The organism is Streptomyces sp. NPDC026062, assembly GCF_055568375.1.
Window position 1 is genome coordinate 22,569 of sequence record NZ_JBVHOQ010000051.1, and the last position, 22,006, is coordinate 44,574.

The window sequence follows — 22,006 nt, forward strand, 5'->3', positions numbered from 1 at the left end:
TGTTAACCCCCTGTTGCTTTCGCGTTGGGCTGCCGACCCCCGGGCCTTCCTAACGTCTTGGACGTGCCCCCACGTACCGAAAAGACGACCGCCCTCCGGGTAGCCGTACTCGCCGACTCCGACACCCGATGGAAGTGGGGCGCGCTCACCGCGCGCCGGCTGACCACGGGCGACGGCGGCGCGCCCACACCCCGTACGGAGATCAGCGGACTGCTGCTGCGCGGCCGGGCGACCCCGACACCGCGCCAGCTCGCCGAGGTCGGCGACGTCGGCATCGACCGCGGCCGGGTGCGCGAGGTGACGGCCGTCGAGTTCCTGCACGCCGTGCGCGAGGAAGGATACGACCTGGTCGTCCTAGCCCTCGTCGGCGGCGCCGTCCAGGCGATGCTGCACGGCCTCGCCGCACTCCGGCTCCCCACCCGGCCCGTGATCGTCACCGGCTACGTCGGCGTCGTCTACGAGAAGCTGGCCGACGGCCTGCTGCTGCGCCACGGCGCCGACGTCGTCCTCGCCAACTCCCGCCACGACGCAGACCGTTTCCGCGCGGTGTACGAGGGCGTGGGCGCCGACGCGTCCGCCGTCACGGAGGCCGCCCTGCCCTTCCTCGGCGGCGCCCCGCACACCCCCGAACAGGGCCGCGACACCGTCGTGTTCGCCGCCCAGCCCTCCGTACCGGCCTCCCGCGCCGACCGTACGTACCTGCTGCGCAGGCTCGTCGAGCACGCCAGGCTGCACCCCCGGCGCGAGGTGCTGCTCAAGCTGCGCTCCAGGCCCGGCGAACACACCACGCACATCGAGGAACTTCCGTACCAGCGCCTCGCCGAGAGGCTGCCCGGCGGCCTCCCGCCCAACTTCCGCCTGGTGTACGGGCACATGGGTGAGGTCCTGGACCGCACCGACCTGCTGGTCACCGTCTCCTCGACCGCCGCCCTGGAGTCCCTGCACCGGCGCATCCCCACCGCGGTCCTCACCGACCTCGGGGTGCGCGAGGCCCTCGGCAACCACCACTTCGTCGGCTCCGGCCTGCTCACCTCCTGGGACCACCTCGACGGCGGCGCCCATCCGCGACCCGACGCCGCATGGCTGGCCGGCCAGGGCGTCGCCGCCGACGGCGGCTACGCCACGGCCTACGACGCCGCCCGTGCCCGGGTCACCGCCCTGCTGGCGCGGGACCGGCTGCCCGACCTCGCGCCGTACTACACACCCGCCACCGCCCCCGGCTACCTCCCCGGCATCCTCGCCCGCCACCACCTGGCCCCCGACGGCCACCCGCTGCCGGGCGCGGCGGCGCCCCGGGAGACCGGCCGGGTCAGGGGAGCGGTGCGCGAGGCGGTCCGCGACGCGGCCCGGGGCGCGTACCGCCAGGGCGTCCAGCGGGTCGCCCCCGTCATCCGGCGGATGGGCGAGCTGTGAACACCCACGAAGAGGGGCCGGCAGCCGTCCCCTCCACCCACACACCTCCTGGAGCAGCGATGACGCAGCCCACCGAGCAGCCCACCGTGCTCGCCGTGATCCCCGCCCGGGGCGGATCCAAGGGCGTACCCGCCAAGAACCTCGCCCAGGTCGGCGGCGTACCGCTGGTCGTGCGCGCGGTCCGCGCCTGCCTCGCGTCGAGCGAGGTCACCGACGTCGTCGTGACGACCGACGCCCCGGCCGTCGCCGAGGCCGCCCGCGCGGCCGGCGAGGCACTCGGCGAAGCGTCCCGGCTGCACTGCGTCCAGCGCCCCGAAGCCATCGCGGGCGACACCGCGACCAGCGAGGCCGCCGTCCTGCACGCCCTGGACACGTACGAGGCGGAGCACGGCCGGACCGTGGACGTGGTGCTGCTCGTCCAGTGCACCAGCCCCTTCGTCGCCCGCGAGGACATCGACGGCGTCGCCGCCGCGGTCGCCCGCGAAGGCGCCGACACCGCCGTCACCGTCGCCCCCTTCCACGGCTTCCTCTGGCGCGACGGCAGCGCGGTCGAGGACCACAACTACGGCGTCAACCACGACAAGAAGGTCCGCCCCCGCCGCCAGGACCGCCCGGAGGACCTGCTCGAAACGGGCGCCGCCTACGCGATGGACGCGGCCGGATTCCGCACCCACCGCCACCGCTTCTTCGGCCACACCGCCCTGGTGCGCACCGACCCCGCCCGCGTCCTGGAGATCGACGACCCGCACGACCTGGCCCGCGCCCGCGCCCTGGCCCCGCTCCTGGACCCGGCCCCGCTGCCCACCCGCGAGGACATCGACGCGGTCGTCCTCGACTTCGACGGCACCCAGACCGACGACCGGGTCCTCATCGACTCCGACGGCCGCGAGACCGTCGCCGTCCACCGGGGCGACGGACTCGGCATCGCCGCCCTGCGCAAGGCCGGCCTGCCCCTCCTGATCCTCTCCACGGAACAGAACCCGGTCGTCGCCGCCCGCGCCCACAAGCTCCGCGTCCCCGTCCTGCACGGCATCGACCGCAAGGACCTCGCGCTCAAGCAGTGGTGCGACGAACAGTCCATCGCCCCCGAACGCGTCCTGTACGTCGGCAACGACGTCAACGACCTCCCCTGCTTCGCACTCGCCGGCTGGCCCGTGGCCGTCGCGAGCGCGCACGGCTCGGTACGCGCCGCGGCGCGCGCCGTGACCACCACCCCCGGCGGCTTCGGCGCCGTCCGCGAGATCGCGGCCTGGCTGCTCGGCCCCGCCCTCATCACTCCCACCCCCGCCAAGTAAGTAAGGAACACCCTCATGAGCACCTCCCGACTGCGCACCCTCGGCAACCGCACCGCGGGCCCCGGCAACCCCGTCTACGTCACCGGCGAGATCGGCATCAACCACAACGGCGACCTCGACAACGCGATCGCCCTCATCGACGTGGCCGCCGAAGCCGGCTGCGACGCCGTCAAGTTCCAGAAGCGCACCCCGGAGATCTGCACCCCGCGCGACCAGTGGGACATCGAGCGCGACACCCCCTGGGGCCGGATGACGTACATCGACTACCGCCACCGCGTCGAGTTCGGCGAGACCGAGTACCGGGCCATCTCCGAGCACTGCGCCGAGCGCGGCATCGACTGGTTCGCCTCCCCGTGGGACACCGAGGCCGTCGCTTTCCTGGAGAAGTTCGACGTACCCGCCCACAAGGTGGCCTCCGCCTCCCTCACCGACGACGAGCTCCTGCGCTCCCTGCGCGCCACCGGCCGCACGGTGATCCTCTCCACCGGCATGTCGACCCCGCGCCAGATCCGGCACGCGGTCGAGGTCCTCGGCTCGGACAACATCCTTCTCTGCCACGCCACTTCGACGTACCCGGCGAAGGCGGAGGAGCTGAACCTCCGCGTCATCAACACCCTCCAGCAGGAGTACCCCAACGTCCCGATCGGCTACAGCGGCCACGAGACGGGCCTCCAGACGACCCTCGCCGCCGTCGCCCTCGGCGCCGCCTTCGTCGAGCGCCACATCACCCTCGACCGCGCCATGTGGGGCTCCGACCAGGCCGCCTCCGTCGAGCCGCAGGGCCTGACCCGCCTGGTCCGCGACATCCGCACCATCGAGGCGTCCCTCGGCGACGGAGTCAAGAAGGTGTACGAGTCGGAGCTCGGCCCGATGAAGAAGCTCCGCCGGGTCCCGGGCGTCGTGGCAGAGAGCGGCGAGACGGCCCAGGCCGCCGAGCCGGTCGCGGTCTGACGGGCAGACCGGTGAACCTCGCCTTCGTCGAGAGCCCGGTCCAGCTCCTGAACGTCCTGGAGTGGGCCCACACAGAGGGAGGCGGCGGCCGGGTCGTCCCGGACGTCACCGTCGTCGTCCTCCCTCCGGTCGACCCGATGTCGCGCGGTCAGCTGCGCCGGATGGCGGAGCTGGCCCGCGACGAGGGCATCACCGTGCGCTGGCAGGAGGCGCGCGGCGACTCGGGTACCCCCCTGAAGTCGCTGCGCGCCCTGACCCGGCTCGTCCGCAGCGCCGACCACATCGTCATCGGGGACCCCTTCTCCCGCTACGTACAGCTCCTGCTCTCCCTGGTCCGCCCCCGGCGGCTCACCGTGGTCGACGACGGCACCGCCACCATGGAGTTCGTCGCCCTGATCACCCGGGGCGAGCGCCTGGTGCGCTGGCACCGCCGAGGCGGCACGAGCCCCCGTGACCTGGCCCTGGCACCGGTCTCCGCCACCGCCCGCCGCCGGTTCACCCCGTCGTCGGCGCGCGAGGTCGAGCTCTTCACCGCGATGCCGGTGGTCCCGCCGCCCGGCATCACGCTCATCCCCAACACCTTCTCCTGGACCCGTTCCCGTTTCGGCCCGCCGCTGCTCACCAAGGGCGCGGACCTGGTCGGCACCTCGCTCGTCGAGACGGGCGTGGTCGACCGGGGCCAGTACCTGGAGGCGGTGGCGGCCCTGGCCCGTACGCACGGTGCCACCCGCTACTTCGCCCACCGCCGCGAATCCACCGAGAAGCTGCACGCCCTGGAGGCCGCGACCGGTCTGGAGATCGTCCGCCCCGACCTCCCCCTCGAACTCATCGCCCGCCGAGGCCCGATCGGCCGCACGGTCCTGAGCTTCCCCTCCACGGTGGTCCACACCCTGCCGCTGGCCCTGGCCGGCACCGAGGTGAAGGTCGCGGTCTGCGACATCGCCCCGGAATGGCTCCGCGAAACGGCGTCCCCGAGGGCCCAGGGCTTCCTGGCCGGGGTCACGGAGACGGCCCGCGACGTCCAGCGGCTGGCACCTTGGCGGGTTACGGCGGTGACGACGGAGGCGTGATCCGGCCGGACGGATGTCTTCGCGGTCGAGGTCGGGGCCGGGGCCCGGGGGCCGGGGCCCGGGGGCCGGGGTCGCCGGCCGGGACGGGGACGAGGACGGGGCCGCTGTCCGGGGCGAGGCCGGGACGGGGACGAGGCCCTGGCCCGGGGCCGGCGCAGATGTGTCGGGGGATGGGTGGCGTCGACGCTGTGACCGCGCAGCGCGCTGCGGCGGCGCTGACGTTCGTGCTCGCTCTCCGGGATCGAGGCCACGCGTTCGGCCAGGCGTTCCCAGAGGCCGCTCCAGGCCTCATCGTGTGCCGGGGACCCGTTGCGGCGGGTCCGCAGGGCGTTCGGCTCGCGCTACAGCGTGGCGGCGGCGGCGTCGCCGGCCAGCAGCCGGTCCATCAGCCCGGCGGCGGCCTCCGTGGAGCCGCACCGGGCGGCGAAGGAGTCGGCCAGGTACTCGCCGCGCTGGGTGGCGCGCAGGGTCAGATGGTCGAGGACCGTCAGGGCACCCAGGACCGCGCGGCGGGGCAGCAGCCAGAGGGCCTTGAGGACAGCCTCCATGAGCGTGGGCCGGTGGCTCGGGCTCAGCATGTACAGCCAGGTGTCCAGTGAGCCGAGCGCATTGCCGATGACCAGGCCGTGCCGGGTGTCGCCGTTGGCGTAATGGCCGAGCTCATGTCCCAGCAGCGCGATCCTCTGCTCGGTGGTGAGCGTCTCCCAGAGCGCGAGTCCGATGGTCAGCAGCCGGCGGCGCCGGAGGCCGTACGTCGAGACGCTCGCGTTGAACTCGCCGGTGACCGCGACCGTGTGCACCCCTGTCGTCCCCACGGTCGCGGCGATCTCGTCGATCAGGGCGAACAGCTCGGGGGCGTCGGACCGGCGCAGCACCGGATCGTCCTCGGGCAGCCGTGCGAACCGGGGGCGCAGGGTCCAGGCGAGGAAGAGGCACACGGCGCCGGGCAGGGGGAGCGCGCTGCCCCAGCCGAGCGTCACCAGCAACAGTCCGCCGACGAGCAGAGCGGCGGTGACGGCGTGAACGGCCAGCGCCAGGACGAGGGCGAGGACACCGGCCGCGTCGCGCCGGGGACGCAGGGGCCCGTCCGTCGTCACCTCGGCCAGCAGGCTCTCGCCGTGCTGCCGGGCCAGCCGGCGCCGCAGGGAGTCCAGCCGCCCGGCCGGTTCCTCGGGTGCCCCCGGGTCCACGTTCCAGTCGCAGGCGGCACACCACGGTACGAACCTGTGGTCCGTCCGGATCTCCGACCCGCATTCCGGGCACGCCTGAACGTGCTGTTCCGCTGTGTCGAGCACTGCCGAGGCCCCCCTCGTCCCACGGCCCCGACCGGATGCCGCTCATTCGTACGACGAACGTGTATCCATATGCGTATTCGTCGGTGAAGACGCAGCGTAGGCCGTGGATTCGGGGGCCGTACAGGGAAAAATTCGCAGAGTGTACCCGTCGCCCTCTCATGTCACACATGCCGACGCCGTCTTTTGTTCCTCTATGCGGCTGAACTTTTGTTGATCTGTAGTCAGTTGACGGGTCGAGGGGCCTAATCTTGAACGGGTGAACCAGTTGATGTCCCGTGAGTCCGATGCCGACCTGCCCGGGGGCCGGGCCCTGCCCGGCACCCTGCCCGACCCCCTGCGCGCCGAGCTCATCGCCTTCCGCCGCGATCTGCACATGCACCCCGAGCTGGGCAATCAGGAGTTCCGTACCACCGCGGCCATCAAGGCCCGGCTGGAGCAGGCCGGGCTTGAGCCACAGGTGCTCGCCTCCGGGACCGGGCTCATGTGTGACGTCGGGACGCGGAGCGGGACGACGCGGCCGATGCTCGCGCTGCGGGCCGACATCGACGCACTGCCGATCCCGGACACCAAGGCGGGCGTCCCGTACCGCTCCACCGTGCCCGACCGGGCGCACGCCTGCGGCCACGACATCCACACCACCACCGTCCTCGGCGCCGGCCTCGTGCTCGCCGGACTGGACCGGCAGGGGCTGCTGCCCAACCCGGTGCGGCTGATCTTCCAGCCGGCGGAGGAGGTGCTGCCCGGGGGTGCACCCGACGCGATCCAGTCCGGGGTGCTGGAGGGCGTCGGCCGGATCATCGGGGTGCACTGCGACCCCAAGGTCGACGTCGGCCGGATCGGGCTGCGGGTCGGGGCCATCACCTCCGCCTGCGACCGGCTGGAGCTGTCCCTGGACGGGCCCGGCGGCCACACCGCCCGCCCGCACCTCACCACGGACCTGGTCACCGCCGCCGCCAAGGTCGCCACCGAGGTGCCCGCGCTGCTGGCCCGCCGGGTCGACGCGCGGTCCGGGCTCGCGGTGACGTGGGGGCGCCTGGAGACCGGGCACACGTGCAACGTGATCCCGCAGCACGCCGAGCTGTCGGGCACGGTCCGCTGCCTGGATCTGAAGGCGTGGCGCGAGGCGCCCGACCTGGTGCACGCCGCGATCGACGAGGTGGCCGGAATGCACGGGGCCAAGACGGTGATCAACTACGTCCGGGGCGTCCCGCCGGTGGTGAACGACGCGGCGGCGATCGACCTCCTCGCCGGCGCGATGTCCGCCCGCCGGGGTCCGTACGCCGTCGAGGACACCGAGCAGAGCCTGGGCGGAGAGGACTTCTCCTGGTACCTGGAGCAGGTGCCGGGCGCGATGGCCCGCCTCGGGGTGCGCACGCCCGGTGACACACGCGGACTGGACCTTCACCGGGGCAACTTCGACGCCGACGAGGAGGCGATCACCGTCGGGGTGGAGCTCTTCACCGCCTCCGCCCTGCTTGACGGCAACCATCCGTAACCGGACAGGTCACTTCTGGTTCACGACGATCCGATAACGGCTGTCGTACAGGTCATTATCTGACATCTACGCGCGTTACGATCGCGGCGAAACCAGCGCCGGAAGAGGCGCTTCGGTCAGGTTTGAAGGAGCCTTCCCTTGCGCCGGATCACTAGGATTGCCGCTGCGGGTGCCATGTCCGCGGCACTCGCGCTCAGCGTTACCGCGTGTAACGACTCATCCTCGTCGAGCAGCAGCACCGACTCGAAGGGCAGCAAGACCGCCCTCGCCTACGACATCGGCGGCCGCGGCGACCAGTCGTTCAACGACGCCGCGTACGCGGGTCTGGCCAAGGCCGAGAAGGACCTCGACGTCAAGGGCACCGAGGCCGAGCCCTCCGACGGCGAGTCGGACGCGGACAAGGTCCAGCGCCTCACCTCGCTGGCCCGCGCCGGGAACAACCCGGTCATCGGTGTCGGCTTCGCGTACGCGCCCGCCATCAAGAAGGTCGCGCCGAAGTTCCCGAAGGTCACCTTCGGCATCATCGACGACGCCTCGGTGACCGGTCCCAACATCGCGAACATCGTCTTCAACGAGGAGCAGGGCTCCTACCTCGCGGGTGTCGCCGCCGCCAAGGTCACCAAGACCAAGACGGTCGGCTTCATCGGTGGTGTCGAGACCCCGCTGATCAAGAAGTTCGAGGCCGGCTTCACGCAGGGCGTCAAGGACACCAACTCCGCGGTGAAGGTCGTCCCCCAGTACCTGACCCAGCCGCCGAACTTCGACGGCTTCTCCAAGCCCGACCTCGGCAAGGCCGCGGCCCAGGGGCAGCTCGACAAGGGCGCCGACGTGATCTACTCGGCGGCCGGCCTGGCCGGTTCCGGTGCGATCGAGGCCGTCTCCAAGGCGGGCAAGTGGAACATCGGCGTCGACTCCGACCAGTACAGCCAGAAGGGCCTCGCGGCCTACAAGGAGTCGATCCTGACCTCCGTCACCAAGGACGTCGAGGACTCCGTCTTCAACCTGATCAAGTCGGTTCAGGACGGCAAGCCCCAGTCCGGTGAGGTCCGCTACGGCCTGGACAAGGACGGCGTCGGCCTGGCCATGTCCAACCCGGCGTTCACCAAGATGACCGAGGTCATCGCCGCCGTGGACAAGGCCAAGAAGGAAATCATCGACGGCAAGATCACCGTCAAGACCACCCCGTAACGCCCCGTAACGACCCCGGTCGTACGGCTGGATCCCCTCGGGCCCGGAGCACGCGGCATCGCTGCTCCGGGCCTGAGGGGTACTCCTGGAAGAAGTTCCGCCCGATGCCGATGCAGTGCTCTCTCGGACAGGCCTCGAACCCGTTGTTCCGGCCGCGCTGTGCGCATGCGTTTGACGATTCGGCAACGCTACGCGTGTAGACGTCCTTCTGGCGCGATAACTTCACCCCGCCCTTCTGCCCCTCCGCTCCCGCTCCTGTCCGGCCAAGGAGAGTGCGTCATCAACGCGTCCAGCAGCCCCCCTGCCGTAGAACTGCACGGCATCACCAAGCGTTTCCCCGGCGTCGTCGCCAACCACGACATCGGCATCACCGTCCGCAAGGGCACGGTCCACGCCCTCGTCGGCGAGAACGGTGCCGGCAAGTCCACCCTGATGAAGATCCTCTACGGCATGCAGAAGCCGGACGAGGGCACCATCGCCGTGGACGGCGAGCAGGTCTCGTTCAGCAACCCGGGCGACGCCATCGCGCGCGGCATCGGCATGGTGCACCAGCACTTCATGCTCGCCGACAACTTCACCGTCCTGGAGAACGTGGTCCTCGGCGGCGAGAAGCTGTACGGCATCGGCTCCGCCGCCCGCAAGAAGATCAAGGAGATCTCCGACGCGTACGGTCTGGGCGTCCGGCCCGACGCACTCGTCGAGGACCTCGGGGTCGCGGACCGGCAGCGCGTGGAGATCCTCAAGGTCCTCTACCGGGGCGCCCGCATCCTCATCCTCGACGAGCCGACCGCGGTGCTCGTCCCGCAGGAGGTCGACGCGCTCTTCGCGAACCTCCGCGAGCTCAAGGCCGAGGGCCTCACCGTCATCTTCATCTCGCACAAGCTCGGCGAGGTGCTCTCGGTCGCCGACGACATCACGGTGATCCGGCGCGGTACGACCGTGGGCACGGCGGACCCGGCGCAGACCACGACCAAGCAGCTCGCCGAGCTGATGGTCGGCAGCGAGCTGCCCTCGCCCGAGACCCGTGAGTCCACGGTGACGGACGAGCCGATGCTCCGCGTCGAGGGGCTCTCCCTCAGCATCACGGACCCGGACGGAGTCGTCCGCGACGTCCTGTCCGACGTCGACTTCACCATCCACAAGGGCGAGGTCCTCGGCATCGCGGGCGTCGAGGGCAACGGCCAGACCGAGCTGATCGACGCACTCATCGGGATGAAGGCCGCGGACAGCGGAGTGATCACCCTGGGCGACCGGGACATCTCCCGCGTCCCCACCCGCAAGCGGCGCGAGAGCGGCATCGGATACATCCCCGAGGACCGGCACCGGCACGGCATCCTGCTGGACGCGCCGCTCTGGGAGAACCGCATCCTCGGCCACGTCAGCGAGAAGCCCAACAGCCGGGGCTTCCTGCTGGACCCCAAGGCCGCCCGCAACGACACCGTCCGGATCGTGCGCGAGTACGACGTCCGTACCCCCGGTATCGAGGTCACCGCGGCGTCCCTCTCCGGCGGCAACCAGCAGAAGCTGATCGTCGGCCGCGAGATGAGCCACGCACCGAAGCTCCTGATCGCCGCCCACCCCACCCGCGGCGTGGACGTCGGCGCACAGGCACAGATCTGGGACCAGATCCGCGAAGCCCGCCGCGAAGGCCTCGCCGTCCTGCTCATCTCGGCGGACCTGGACGAGCTGATCGGGCTCTCCGACACCCTGCGCGTCATGTACCGCGGAAAGCTCGTCGCTGACGCCGACCCCGCCACCATCACCCCCGAGGAACTGGGCTCGGCCATGACCGGTGCCGCCGCAGGTCACCTCGAAGCAGCACCGGAGGACGAGGCCTGATGAAGAAACTCGACAAGGACCGGCTGATCCTGGGCTTCGCCGGGCCGGCACTCGCCCTGGTCGTAGCCTTCGTGCTCAGCACCCTGGTGCTGCTGGTGTCGGACCGCGACCCGTTCGAGCTGTACCGGCTGCTCTTCGAGCAGGCGTCGTACTCGGACGTGCAGGTGCTGATCATCAACCAGGCCGGTACGTACTACCTCGCCGCCCTCGCGGTCGCGGTCGGCTTCCGGATGAACCTCTTCAACATCGGCGTCGACGGCCAGTACCGCCTCGCGGCGATGATGGCCGCGCTCGTCGGCGCGAGCGTCAACCTTCCCGGACCGTTCCAGATCGCCCTGATCGTCATCGTGGCGATGCTGGTCGGCGCGTTCTGGGCAGGCATCGCGGGCATCCTCAAGACGACCCGGGGAGTGAGCGAGGTCGTCTCGACGATCATGCTCAACTCCATCGCGACCTCGCTGATCGCCTGGCTGATCCTGCCGAAGAACTTCGGCGACCAGGCCGCCGGGTCCAACAACCTCACCACCGGCGAGATCCATGAGTCCGGCTGGTTCCCGGGGCTGTCCCTGGGCGCCGAGTCCGGCGAGATCTACGGCTTCACCTTCGTCGCCGCCGGCTGCGGCCTCGTCTACTGGTTCGTCCTGAACCGCACCCGCTTCGGCTTCGACCTGCGCGCCACCGGCGCCAGCGAGAGCGCCGCCCAGGCATCCGGTGTGGACGCCAAGAAGATGATCCTCACCTCCATGCTGATCTCCGGCGCGGTCGCCGGTCTGGCCGGCATGCCGACCCTGCTCGGCGACACCCACACGTACAGCCTCGACTTCCCGGTCGGCATCGGCTTCACCGGCATCACCATCGCGCTGCTCGGCCGCAACCACCCGGTGGGCATCGCCCTCAGCGCCCTGCTGATCGCCTTCCTGGACAAGGCGTCCTCCCCGCTCGACCAGTTCGGGTTCGAGAAGGAGATCGCCACGATCATGCAGGGTCTGATCGTGATCTCCGTCGTCATCAGCTACGAACTGGTCCGCCGTTACGGGACCCGCCGTCAGCAGCAGAAGGTCGGCGAAGAGCTCGCCGCCGGCCACGCCCTCACGACCGAGAAGGAGGCGGCCCTGTGAGCACCAGCAAAGTCTCCGCCGCACGCGTCGCCCCCTCGAAGGGCGGCCGCCGCAAGCTCTCCCTGCCCGTCGTCCTGCTGATCATCGCCGGTGCGCTCGCCCTCGTATCGCTCGTCCGCCTGATCAGCGGCGCCGACGACATCACCTCGGCCGGTCAGGTCGCGGGCGCCCTGGAGCTGGCCGTTCCCATCGGCCTCGCCGGTCTCGGCGGCCTGTGGGCCGAGCGGGCCGGCGTGGTCAACATCGGGCTCGAAGGCATGATGATCCTCGGCACCTGGTTCGGGGCCTGGGCCGGATTCCAGTGGGGCCCGTGGGTGGGCGTGCTGTTCGGCATCATCGGCGGCGCGCTCGGCGGTCTGCTGCACGCGGTCATGACCGTCACCTTCGGCGTGAACCACATCGTCTCCGGTGTGGCGATCAACATCCTCGCCGTCGGCGTCACCCGCTACCTGTCGAACTTCACCTTCGCCGACGACCCGGGCGGCTCCTCCAAGCAGTCCCCCCGCCTGGACGAGATCGACAAGATCACCATCCCGGGCCTCTCGGACTGGCTCCAGGACCTCCAGCAACACCACAACCGGTTCTTCGTCCCCGACCTCGCCGGCATCATCGGAGGGCTCGTCACCGGACTCTCCCTGCTGACCGTCGTCGCCCTGCTGCTGATCCCCGTCACCTGGTGGGTGCTGTGGCGCACGCCGTTCGGTCTGCGGCTGCGCTCCTGCGGCGAGAGCCCGGTGGCCGCCGAGACCCTCGGCGTGAACGTCTACAAGTACAAGTACATCGCCGTCGTCATCTCCGGCGGGCTGGCCGGACTCGGCGGCGCCTTCCTCTCCATCGTCGCCACCAGCATCTACCAGGAGGGCCAGACCGGCGGCCGCGGCTACATCGGCCTCGCCGCGATGATCTTCGGCAACTGGATGCCGGGCGGCATGGCCCTGGGCGCCGGGCTCTTCGGCTTCACCGACAGCCTCAAGCTGCGCGGCGGCGCGGAGAACGTGCACGCCATGCTGCTGCTCCTGGCGATCCTGCTCGTGATCACGGCCTTCTGGCAGCTGTACCGGAAGAAGTACGTGGCCGCGGTGATCTCGGCCGCCTGCTCCGCGCTCCTGTTCACCTGGTACGCGCTGACCGACCAGGTCCCGAGCCAGTTCGTCGACGCCGCCCCGTACGTCACCACGCTGCTCGTGCTCGCCCTGTCCTCGCAGCGGCTGAGGATGCCGAAGGCGGACGGCATGCCCTACCGCAAGGGCGAGGGCAAGTGACCGCGGAGACCATGGCCGCGGCCGACTGGGAGGCGCTGCGCACGGCCGCCCGGGAGGCCATGTCCCGGGCGTACGCGCCGTACTCCGGCTACCCGGTCGGCGTCGCGGCCCGGGTCGACGACGGCCGCACCGTCGTCGGCTGCAACGTCGAGAACGCCTCGTACGGCATCGGGCTCTGCGCCGAGTGCGGACTGGTCTCCCAGCTGCACGCCACCGGCGGCGGCCGGCTGACCCACTTCACCTGCGTGGACGGCACCGGCTCGATCCTGGTGCCGTGCGGCCGGTGCCGCCAGCTGCTGTACGAGTTCGGCGGACCGGAACTCGTCCTGGAGACCCCGGACGGCTTCCGCACACTCGACGAGATGCTGCCGCAGGCCTTCGGGCCGAGCCACCTCGGATAGCAACCCGCCGGGTGGGCCCGCAGGGGCCCACCCGGCGGCTCTTTTCCCCTCTATGCGCGTAGAGTCAACCGGACTCACGCGTGCTCAGGCGTACTCATCACGTACTGATCGCGTACGTACGTACCGGCCGGAAGGAATCCAGACCATGGACGCCATCTCCGTCATCCGCACCAAGCGGGACCGAGGCGAGCTGACCCCCGAGCAGATCGACTGGGTCATCGACGCGTACACCCGCGGCGCGGTCGCCGATGAGCAGATGTCCGCGCTGGCCATGGCGATCCTGCTGAACGGCATGAACCGCACCGAGATCGCCCGCTGGACCGCCGCGATGATCGCCTCGGGCGAGCGGATGAACTTCGACACGCTCTCCCGCCCGACCACCGACAAGCACTCCACCGGCGGCGTCGGCGACAAGATCACCCTGCCGCTCGCCCCGCTGGTCGCCGCCTGCGGTGCCGCCGTGCCGCAGCTCAGCGGCCGAGGCCTCGGCCACACCGGCGGCACGCTCGACAAGCTGGAGTCCATCCCCGGCTGGCGCGCCCACCTCTCCAACGCGGAGATGCTGAACGTCCTCGACACCACCGGCGCCGTCATCTGCGCGGCGGGCGACGGCCTGGCCCCCGCCGACAAGAAGCTGTACGCGCTCCGCGACGTCACCGGCACCGTCGAGGCGATCCCGCTCATCGCCAGCTCGATCATGTCCAAGAAGATCGCCGAGGGCACCGGCGCGCTGGTCCTGGACGTCAAGGTCGGCTCCGGCGCCTTCATGAAGACCATCGAGGACGCCCGCGAACTGGCCTCCACCATGGTCGCCCTGGGCACCGACAGCGGCGTACGCACCGTCGCCCTGCTCACCGACATGGCCACCCCTCTCGGCCTCACCGCGGGCAACGCCCTGGAGGTCCGTGAGTCGGTCGAGGTCCTGGCCGGCGGCGGCCCCAAGGACGTCATCGACCTCACCCTGGCCCTCGCCCGCGAGATGCTGGACGCGGCCGGCCTCAAGGACGCCGACCCGGAGAAGGCCCTCGCGGACGGCTCCGCGATGGACGTCTGGCGCCGGATGATCTCCGCCCAGGGCGGCGACCCGGACGCCACCCTTCCGGTCGCCCGCGAACAGCACGTCGTCACGGCCCCCGCCTCCGGCGTGCTGACCCGCCTGGACGCCTACGACATCGGCGTCGCCGCCTGGCGCCTCGGCGCGGGCCGCGCCCGCAAGGAGGACCCGGTACAGGCCGGCGCGGGCGTCGAACTGCACGCCAAGCCGGGCGACGAGGTCACGGCCGGCCAGCCGCTGCTGACGCTGCACACGGACACCCCGGAGAAGTTCGAGTACGCGCTGGGCGCCCTGCCCGACGCGTACGACATCGCCCCGACGGGCACCCCGTTCGCCGCCACGCCGGTGGTGCGGGAACGTATCGCCTGATCTATGCCCTGACCTGCGATTTCCTCATACGGGTGAACGGGATCGGTGGACCGCCGCCGGTCCCGTTCGGCATGCTGGACTCGGTGACGCACCGATAGGAGGAGACCGCCATGAGCGCACTCACCGTCGATCCCGCATCGGGCCACGGCCAGGAGTGGGACGACCTCGTCCGGATCTGGGAGGAGACGGACGCGCCCGAGGGCTGCAAGGTGGAGATCATCGAGGGGATCGTCACTGTGTCGCCACCGCCGTCCAAGGACCACAACACCACCGCGGAGCTACTGCAGCGCAGGCTCTACACCGTCATCCCGGAGGACTGGGGGATCTACCAGACCCTCGGTGTCCCGGTGCCCGGCCGCGCGGGTCTCTACATCCCCGATCTCGTCGTCGTACCGCGCGCCATCGCCACCGGCCCGGGCAACCGCGTCCCCGCCGAAGAAGCCCGGCTCGTCGTCGAGATCACCTCGCAGGCCAACGCGAACCACGACCGCATCGGCAAGGTGCACGGCTACGCGAAGGCGGACGTCGAGCTCTTTCTCCTCCTGGACCCCTGGCACTCGGGCCGTCCCACCGCCACGCTGTACGGGGAACCCGCAGACGGCACCTACCGGGTGCTTGACACGGTCGAGTACGGCGGGAAGCTGACGCTCCCCGAACCGTTCGGTCTGGACCTGGACACCGGGGTCTTCCCCGTCAGCTGAAAAGCACCGCGGCACCCCGATGAGTTTTCGGCCGCGGCGCAGGTCTCCCCGGTATGGATCCTCTGCCGCCGGCCGTACTCGTCCTCTCCCGACGCGTCACCCGGGCCTGTGCGCCGCGCCTCTGCGCCGGCCTGAAAGCAATGTTGGCTGCTTCGCGCGCCGCCGTCGTGGACTGCGACGTGGGCGGCATCCTGCAACCGGACCTGGCCCCCGTCGAGGCGGTCGCCCGGCTGTCCGTGATCGCACGCCGGGCGGGCGGCAGGAGGCTGCGGGGGGTGTCTCCCGAACTTCAACTGTTGCTCGATCGCGTGGGGTTGGTGGATTCGGCTGGCCTGGTGGACGCGTCCTCCTGAGCAGTTCGTCGGACGGGTCGTGGCTCTGAGTGGGGGAGCGCTGGTGTGGAGGCGTGGAGAGTCGAGTCCACCTGCCTGGCCCTTGCGGGGACGGCATAGCCCGTCTCCGATGGCCAATTCTCAATAAGGACCCCGCGACGTCCAAGGGCGTTCTGTACACGATGCCGTGGACCGACATCGACGGCACCACGCAGACGGGAACCAAGACCTTCCAGCCTGGAGTCGGCGGTCTCTCGGACATCGGCACCGCATTCGCGACCTTCGGGTGACCGGCATGGAACACGAGCGACGCTACAGCCACGAGAGCGAGAGAGAGCAGAAGGCGCACGTGAAGAGACATGCTGTCGAAGGGCGTCGGCTCCGCCGTGGTCCCCTTCTCGTGGTGACGCTGACGGCCCTGATGGCCGGAGCATTCGGCATTCCACTGCTGCCAGGTGACCTCCCGGCAGCAGCAGCAGCGTCAGCGTCGGCGGAGAGCCGCACTGCGGCTGGGGCGGAAGCTGCGCAGGACGCAGCCGCAGAGTCCGACGCGCCCGTTGAGGTGTTGAACCTGCGTGATGAGCGCAGCTCGACAGTGGCCAATCCCGACGGGACGTTCACCACCACCACGGCTGTGCAGCCCGTACGCACCCGCAAGAACGGGGAGTGGACGGATATCGACACCACGCTCGTCAGGCAGAGGGACGGGTCGTACGCGCCGAAGGCTTCCGTGACGGCTATGTCCTTCTCCGGCGGTGGCGGCACTACGTTCGGCACGATCCAGAAGGACGGCCGTGTGCTGTCGCTGGACTGGCCCGAGAAGCTGCCCGAGCCCACGGTCGAAGGATCCACCGCGACCTACGCAGACGTGATGTCGGGCGTCGACCTACAGGTGTCCGCGAGTGCCGAGGGCTTCTCACATCTGATTGTCGTCAAGGATGCCGAGGCGGCGGACAATCCGGATCTGGCACAGCTCCAACTGCCGATCAGTACCACCTCGGTCGATGTGCGGGAGTCGGAGGACGGCGGCCTGACCGCGACGGATGCGGCCGGAGGCACCGTCTTCGAAGCGCCCGCCCCACTGATGTGGGACAGCCGTGGAATCGAGGGCACCGAGCCCGGCGACGCATCGCCTGCGGACCTGGAGCCTGCGGGCGAGACTCTGGCGGCGGCGCCGCCCGTCGGTACTCGGTTCGCTGACGTGGACGTGCAGGTCAGCCAGGACATGATGACCCTGACTCCGGACAGCTCGCTGCTGACGGGGGATGACACGGTATACCCGGTCTACATCGACCCGGTGTTCAAGACTGCCAGCCGCAGTGGCTGGACGATGGTGTCGTCGCACTACGCGTCAGCGGAGTTCTGGAAGTTCGGCAAGGACGAAGGGGTGGGGCGTTGCCCGGCCGACGTCTCGACCATGTGTGCGAGCTCCGCCGACACCAAGCGACAGTTCTTCGCCGTGCCCACCGCGTTCTTCGAGGGCAAGGACATCATCACGGCGGAGTTCGCGGTGACGATGGTTCACACGTACAGCTCATCGGCCAAGAGCGTGCAGCTCGGCCGGGCCAACTCCACCGGAGCGAGCGCGATCAGTTCCTCGACCAACTGGGGCAACCAGCCCTCTTTGAAGGAGGTGATCGAAAGCAAATCGCCCACTAATCCGGCAGGTTCGTGCACGTCGTCCAATCAGAATGTGCGCTTCAACGTCAAGAGCACTGTCCAGAAGGCTGCCGACAGCGGCTGGGACACCACCACCTTCCGGCTGCGCGCCGGCGACGAGGTCGACTACTCGTACTGGAAGAGATTCTGCGGAAACGCCCAGCTGGAAGTGAACTACAACCGGCCGCCGTTGGCGCCCGCCATGAGTGATCTCACCATGTCCCCCGGTGGCAAATGCGAGTACGGAGTTGCCGACGAGCACTACACCTCCGAGGCCCCGGTTCTCAGCGCCACCATCAAGGACAACGACCACAACGACACTGCAGGGAAGTCGGAGAGCCTGAAGGCCAGATTCCATGTTTTCTGGATGAACGGCACGACGCAGGTCGATCATTACGCCACGACCGCAAGTCATACGACGACGGGCACCGGACAGACGGGCTCGGCCTCGTTCAAGTACAAGGTCGGCTCCGACCTCAGTACGGACTCCGACGCCGGATTCAGCCTTCCGTCCAACCCCGCGATCACGATCGGCTGGGATGTGCAGGGTTCCGACGGCACCGCCTGGGGGCCGTGGAGTTCCGCCGGAGTTGCCACCAGGTGCGAGTTCAGGTACGACGCCACCGCACCGAAAGCTCCTGTGATCACCTCCACGCAGTACCCGAACGATGACGTCTGGCACCCGGGTGTCGGTGACTACGGAACCTTCACCTTCGACTCGCCGTCCACCGACGTCGTGCAGTACTGGTACCGGTTCAAGGGCAGCTCCGCGTGGTCGACCGTGAACACGGACACACCCGGCGGCCCGGCGACCGTGAAGTTCATGCCGTCCTCCGAGGGCACATGGACCTTGGATGCCAAAGCGGTGGACGCCGCCGGCAATGCGCAGAAGACGCCCATGGGATACCAGTTCCTCGTCAGCGACGGTCGCGCCCCCATGGGCGGATGGACGCTCGGGGATGTCAAGGGAGCCACCTCAGCGGCCGGCACCGGTTCCTCGCCCAGCGCTGCACCCGGCACCGGAGTAGCCTTCGGCGCCAAGCCCGGGCCGCTCGGCGCGTCCGACACCTACGCGGCACTTGACGGAACTGAGAGCGCGTACCTCGACGCCGGCGCGCACATCGTGAACACCGACTCCGCCTTCTCGGTGAGCGCCTGGGTCAACCTGCCCGAGGTGCCGAACCGGGACGAGACGGTGATCAGCCAGGACGGTACCGGCCTGCCAGGCTTCGACCTGGGTTATGACGCCGACTCCCGTAGCTGGGTCTTCCGTATGCCGTTCAACGACATGGAGTCCATGAGCGACTGGCAGGTCACCGGAGGCAGAGTGGTGCCGGGTGCCTGGACACACCTCGTCGGCTCCTACGACAGTGTCACCGGCGTGATGCGCCTCTACGTGAACGGCGCGGCGATCGCCACTACCGTGAAGCGGACGACTCCGTGGAATGCGGCAGGCACGCTTCAGATCGGGCGGCGGCTTGCTCTGGACGGCTACACCGCCCACCTCAAGGGCGGCATCGCTGATGTGCAGGTCTACGACCGGGTGGTGACCGGTCCCGAGAGCGCGGACCTTGGCGGCATCGTGGCTCAGCAGCTCGCCTACTGGGATGTCGACACCGCGCCGGACGGAATTGCCCCTGAGGCGTACGGCGGCACCGGTCTCACGCTCGGCGGCGGAGCATCCATCTATGTCCCGGCTCCGGGCTGTGACCCGGAAGCGGATCCCGATTGCGTGGAGTCCCTTCCCGAGGAGCCTGTGTGGGGCGACGGCCATCTGCTGTTGAACGGCACCGACGCCTACGCGGCCCGGCCGGCCGGTCTGCTTTCCAAGCAGGACAGTTTCGCGCTGACCCGCTCGTGCCCGGCTGTCCTCCGTGTCACCCACGAAGGACCAAACCGTGCTGGGGCTCTCGGGCACCCAAGGCAGCGCGATCACTGTCGGCTACTCCGCCGCTGACAGCCGGTGGGTCCTCACTGCCACGGATGCGGACTCGGCCACACCCGTGACCACGACCGCGAAGGCGACGGGATTCCTGCCCAGCACCGGGGCCGAGGGCGACCATCTTGCCCTCGTCTACTCAGCGGTCTTCGGAGACGTGGTGCTGTACGTCAACGGAGTCGAGAGCGCACGCGTTCCGTGGGACAACACCTGGGACTTCACCACCTCCTCGGTTCAGGTGGGACGCAAGCTCGACGGAGCCACGTCCACTTCCTTCCTCTCCGGTGCGGTCGATGAAGTGCGCCTGTTCCAAGGCGCACTGGATGCCAGCCTCGTCAACACCGTCACCGTTCTCCCCGATGACACCAGTGTCGAGGCGACCCTGTCGTGATCAGATCACCGCGGTCGGGGCCGGGGCCGGACCACAGAACCCGGCCCCTGCCCTGGCCCCGACCGCGTCCCGTCCTCAGCGCACCGATCCCATTTCTGACGGAGTTTCCATGCGAGCATCGCCTCTTGGAAGACGCTATTTCCGGATATCTACCCGTTCAGTCCGTGGTGCGGTGCTGACTGCGGCTGTTGCCCTGTCTCTCGGCCTGCTCCCGCAGTACGCACCGCAAGCAGCCGCGCACGACGGACTGACGCTGCCCGGCCCCCAGACCAATCTGGACGACCCGGTCACCGGCAGGAACGGCATCGTCCGCAAGCGGACGAGGACCGACCAGGCGGCCCAGGCCAAGGTGACGAAGGCTGCTGTCACACACTGGCCCAAGGCAGCGACCGACGAGGTCGTCGTGGGCGCCAAGGGGTCCAAGGGCACGCAGGCCGATGGCCTGCCGCTGAAGGCAGCAGCCACCGGAACCACGAGCCCCCGGTCCGTCCGGGTCTCGGTCCTGGACCGTAGGAAGGCAACGGCGGCGGGTGTCGACGGCCCGCTGATGACGATCGCCCGCGCCGACGGCATGGCCAGGAGCGGACCGGTCGAGGTGTCCCTCGACTACGGCGACTTCGCCGAGGCATACGGCGGCGGCTACGGATCCCGGCTGCGCCTGGTGACCTATCCGGAGTGTGTGCTCACCACGCCCGACCGGCCGAAGTGCGCCACGGCGACTCCACTGGCCACGGCCAACGACACGACCACCACCACACTGAGTGCGAAGGTTTCCGCCGCTCCGGCGCCGGCGGCAGCGAGTTCCGCGCAGGACTCTCTCTCCGCCTTGCCGGTGACCGTGCTGGCCGCGACGGCCGGGGCTGCCGGCGATCAGGGTGACTTCGGCGCCACCTCCCTCCAGCCGTCCTCGCAGTGGAGCGTCTCCAACTCCTCCGGCGCCTTCAACTGGTCCTACCCGATCACCGCTCCGCCGGTGCCGGGTGGTCTGGCTCCGGCGGTCTCCCTCTCCTACAGCTCGCAGTCCGTGGACGGGCAGACCTCCACCACCAACAACCAGGGCTCGTGGATCGGTGAGGGTTTCAGCTACGAGCCCGGGTTCATCGAACGCCGCTACAAGCCCTGTGCCGAGGACGGGCACGACGACACCAACAGCGACCAGTGCTGGGGCTTCGACAATGCCACCATCTCTCTTTCCGGCGGCACCTCGGGCGAATTGATCAAGGACGACACCACAGGCGCGTGGCATGTCAGTTCCGACGACTTCTCCAAGGTGGAGAAGGTCACCGGGACCACGAACGGCGACAACGACGGCGAGTACTGGAAGGTCACGTCCACCGACGGTACCCAGTACTTCTTCGGTCGCAACCAGCTCCCCGACTACGTATCCGGGAACGAGACCACCAACTCCGCCTGGACAGTACCGGTGTATGGCGACGATGCCGGTGAGCCCTGCTACAAGGCCACCTTCGCGGATGCCTTCTGCAACCAGGCGTGGCGTTGGAACCTCGACTACGTGGTGGACCCGCACGGCAACACCATGTCGTACTTCTACGGCACGGAGACGAACTACTACACCCAGGGCCTCAAGACTACGGAGAACGGCAAGTCGTACATCCGTGGCGGCTATCTCAAGCGCATCGACTACGGGCAGCGCGAAGGTAAGACGTACACGACCAAGGCTGCCGGACGCGTGGTTTTCACCACCGCCGAGCGCTGTGTAGGGGATCTCACCGACTGCTCGGCTTCCGCACTGAAGGACGAGACGGCAGCCGACTGGCCGGATGTCCCGTGGGACCGCAACTGTAAGGCCGACACCAAGTGCCCTGGCCAGAACTCACCCACCTTCTGGACGCGCAAACAGCTCACCGAGATCACCACCCAGATCCGCAACGGTGAGTCCACGTACGAGAACGTGGACCGATGGAAGCTCGGCCACTCGTACGTGGACAACGGTGACGGGTCGAAGTCGCTCTGGCTCAAGACCATCGATCACAGCGGCCTGGTGGGGACCGCTGTGTCGGTGCCCTCGGTCCAACTGGGCGGCATCCAGCTCCCCAACCGCGTCGATGTCCCGAACGACAACATCCAGGCCTTCAACCGCTTCCGCTTGAGCGGGGTGGCAAGTGAGTCCGGCAGCGCGCTGAATCGCCCCGGGTTCGGTAGAGATCTCAGATTGTGGTTGTGACCTGGGGTTTCGTGAGTTCGGTGTAGTAGTTGGTTTCGTACTCGACGGG

The 22,006-nt window shown here is 69.5% G+C and carries 17 protein-coding genes; 16 read left to right on the plus strand and 1 reads right to left on the minus strand.

The features are described 5' to 3' along the window. Positions 1 to 63 precede the first annotated feature (63 nt). Genes ACZ4LX_RS33055 through ACZ4LX_RS33070 form a run of 4 tightly spaced genes read left to right on the plus strand, consistent with a single transcriptional unit; the run spans position 64 to position 4,729 of the window. Entirely contained in the window at positions 64 to 1,413 is a 1,350-nt protein-coding gene (locus tag ACZ4LX_RS33055; protein WP_467650690.1) for a DUF6716 putative glycosyltransferase, read from the plus strand. 59 nt (positions 1,414 to 1,472) lie between these two features. Continuing rightward, positions 1,473 to 2,708 carry a cytidylyltransferase domain-containing protein gene (locus ACZ4LX_RS33060; protein WP_467650689.1) on the plus strand — a complete coding sequence of 412 codons (1,236 nt, stop codon included), beginning with the start codon at positions 1,473 to 1,475 and terminating at the stop codon, positions 2,706 to 2,708. A 15-nt stretch (positions 2,709 to 2,723) separates the two neighbouring features. After that, positions 2,724 to 3,659, plus strand: a complete 936-nt coding sequence (locus tag ACZ4LX_RS33065) for an N-acetylneuraminate synthase family protein (RefSeq protein ID WP_467650688.1) — start codon at positions 2,724 to 2,726, stop codon at positions 3,657 to 3,659. An 11-nt stretch (positions 3,660 to 3,670) separates the two neighbouring features. After that, positions 3,671 to 4,729, plus strand: coding sequence for a hypothetical protein (locus ACZ4LX_RS33070; protein ID WP_467650687.1), 1,059 nt, complete (start codon positions 3,671 to 3,673; stop codon positions 4,727 to 4,729). Between the two features lie 341 nt (positions 4,730 to 5,070). Here the strand turns inward: ACZ4LX_RS33070 and ACZ4LX_RS33075 are convergent, their stop codons facing one another. Then, entirely contained in the window at positions 5,071 to 6,024 is a 954-nt protein-coding gene (locus tag ACZ4LX_RS33075; protein ID WP_467650686.1) for a M48 family metallopeptidase, read from the minus strand. A 268-nt stretch (positions 6,025 to 6,292) separates the two neighbouring features. On the opposite strand from ACZ4LX_RS33075, the gene ACZ4LX_RS33080 reads away from it, so the two are divergent. The 12 genes from ACZ4LX_RS33080 (at position 6,293) to ACZ4LX_RS33135 (ending at position 21,957) form a co-directional block, all read left to right on the plus strand. Further along, a complete protein-coding gene (locus ACZ4LX_RS33080; RefSeq protein WP_467650710.1) occupies positions 6,293 to 7,519 on the plus strand; it encodes an amidohydrolase in 1,227 nt (408 codons plus the stop codon). Between the two features lie 138 nt (positions 7,520 to 7,657). Then, complete coding sequence (locus ACZ4LX_RS33085; protein ID WP_467650685.1) at positions 7,658 to 8,707, plus strand: BMP family lipoprotein; 1,050 nt, start codon at positions 7,658 to 7,660, stop codon at positions 8,705 to 8,707. Positions 8,708 to 8,962: 255 nt separating this feature from the next. Further along, complete coding sequence (locus ACZ4LX_RS33090) at positions 8,963 to 10,546, plus strand: ABC transporter ATP-binding protein (protein ID WP_467650709.1); 1,584 nt, start codon at positions 8,963 to 8,965, stop codon at positions 10,544 to 10,546. After that, entirely contained in the window at positions 10,546 to 11,664 is a 1,119-nt protein-coding gene (locus ACZ4LX_RS33095) for an ABC transporter permease (protein WP_467650684.1), read from the plus strand. The genes ACZ4LX_RS33090 and ACZ4LX_RS33095 overlap by 1 nt, the downstream gene beginning before the upstream one ends. Next, entirely contained in the window at positions 11,661 to 12,926 is a 1,266-nt protein-coding gene (locus ACZ4LX_RS33100; RefSeq protein ID WP_467650683.1) for an ABC transporter permease, read from the plus strand. Before ACZ4LX_RS33095 ends, ACZ4LX_RS33100 begins: the two co-directional genes overlap by 4 nt. Before the next feature lie 11 nt (positions 12,927 to 12,937). Then, positions 12,938 to 13,327, plus strand: coding sequence for a cytidine deaminase (locus ACZ4LX_RS33105; protein WP_467650708.1), 390 nt, complete (start codon positions 12,938 to 12,940; stop codon positions 13,325 to 13,327). Positions 13,328 to 13,472: 145 nt separating this feature from the next. Next, entirely contained in the window at positions 13,473 to 14,750 is a 1,278-nt protein-coding gene (locus ACZ4LX_RS33110; protein WP_467650682.1) for a thymidine phosphorylase, read from the plus strand. A gap of 110 nt (positions 14,751 to 14,860) precedes the next feature. Next, positions 14,861 to 15,451, plus strand: coding sequence for a Uma2 family endonuclease (locus ACZ4LX_RS33115; RefSeq protein WP_467650681.1), 591 nt, complete (start codon positions 14,861 to 14,863; stop codon positions 15,449 to 15,451). Between the two features lie 53 nt (positions 15,452 to 15,504). Further along, complete coding sequence (locus ACZ4LX_RS33120) at positions 15,505 to 15,804, plus strand: STAS domain-containing protein (RefSeq protein WP_467650680.1); 300 nt, start codon at positions 15,505 to 15,507, stop codon at positions 15,802 to 15,804. Positions 15,805 to 16,378: 574 nt separating this feature from the next. Next, the gene (locus tag ACZ4LX_RS33125) at positions 16,379 to 19,399 is read left to right on the plus strand and encodes a LamG domain-containing protein (protein ID WP_467650679.1); all 3,021 of its coding nucleotides are present in this window, start codon (positions 16,379 to 16,381) and stop codon (positions 19,397 to 19,399) included. Then, positions 19,341 to 19,772, plus strand: coding sequence for a LamG-like jellyroll fold domain-containing protein (locus ACZ4LX_RS33130; protein ID WP_467721342.1), 432 nt, complete (start codon positions 19,341 to 19,343; stop codon positions 19,770 to 19,772). The genes ACZ4LX_RS33125 and ACZ4LX_RS33130 overlap by 59 nt, the downstream gene beginning before the upstream one ends. A 172-nt stretch (positions 19,773 to 19,944) precedes the next feature. Continuing rightward, positions 19,945 to 21,957, plus strand: coding sequence for a hypothetical protein (locus tag ACZ4LX_RS33135; RefSeq protein ID WP_467650677.1), 2,013 nt, complete (start codon positions 19,945 to 19,947; stop codon positions 21,955 to 21,957). Positions 21,958 to 22,006: the final 49 nt, after the last annotated feature.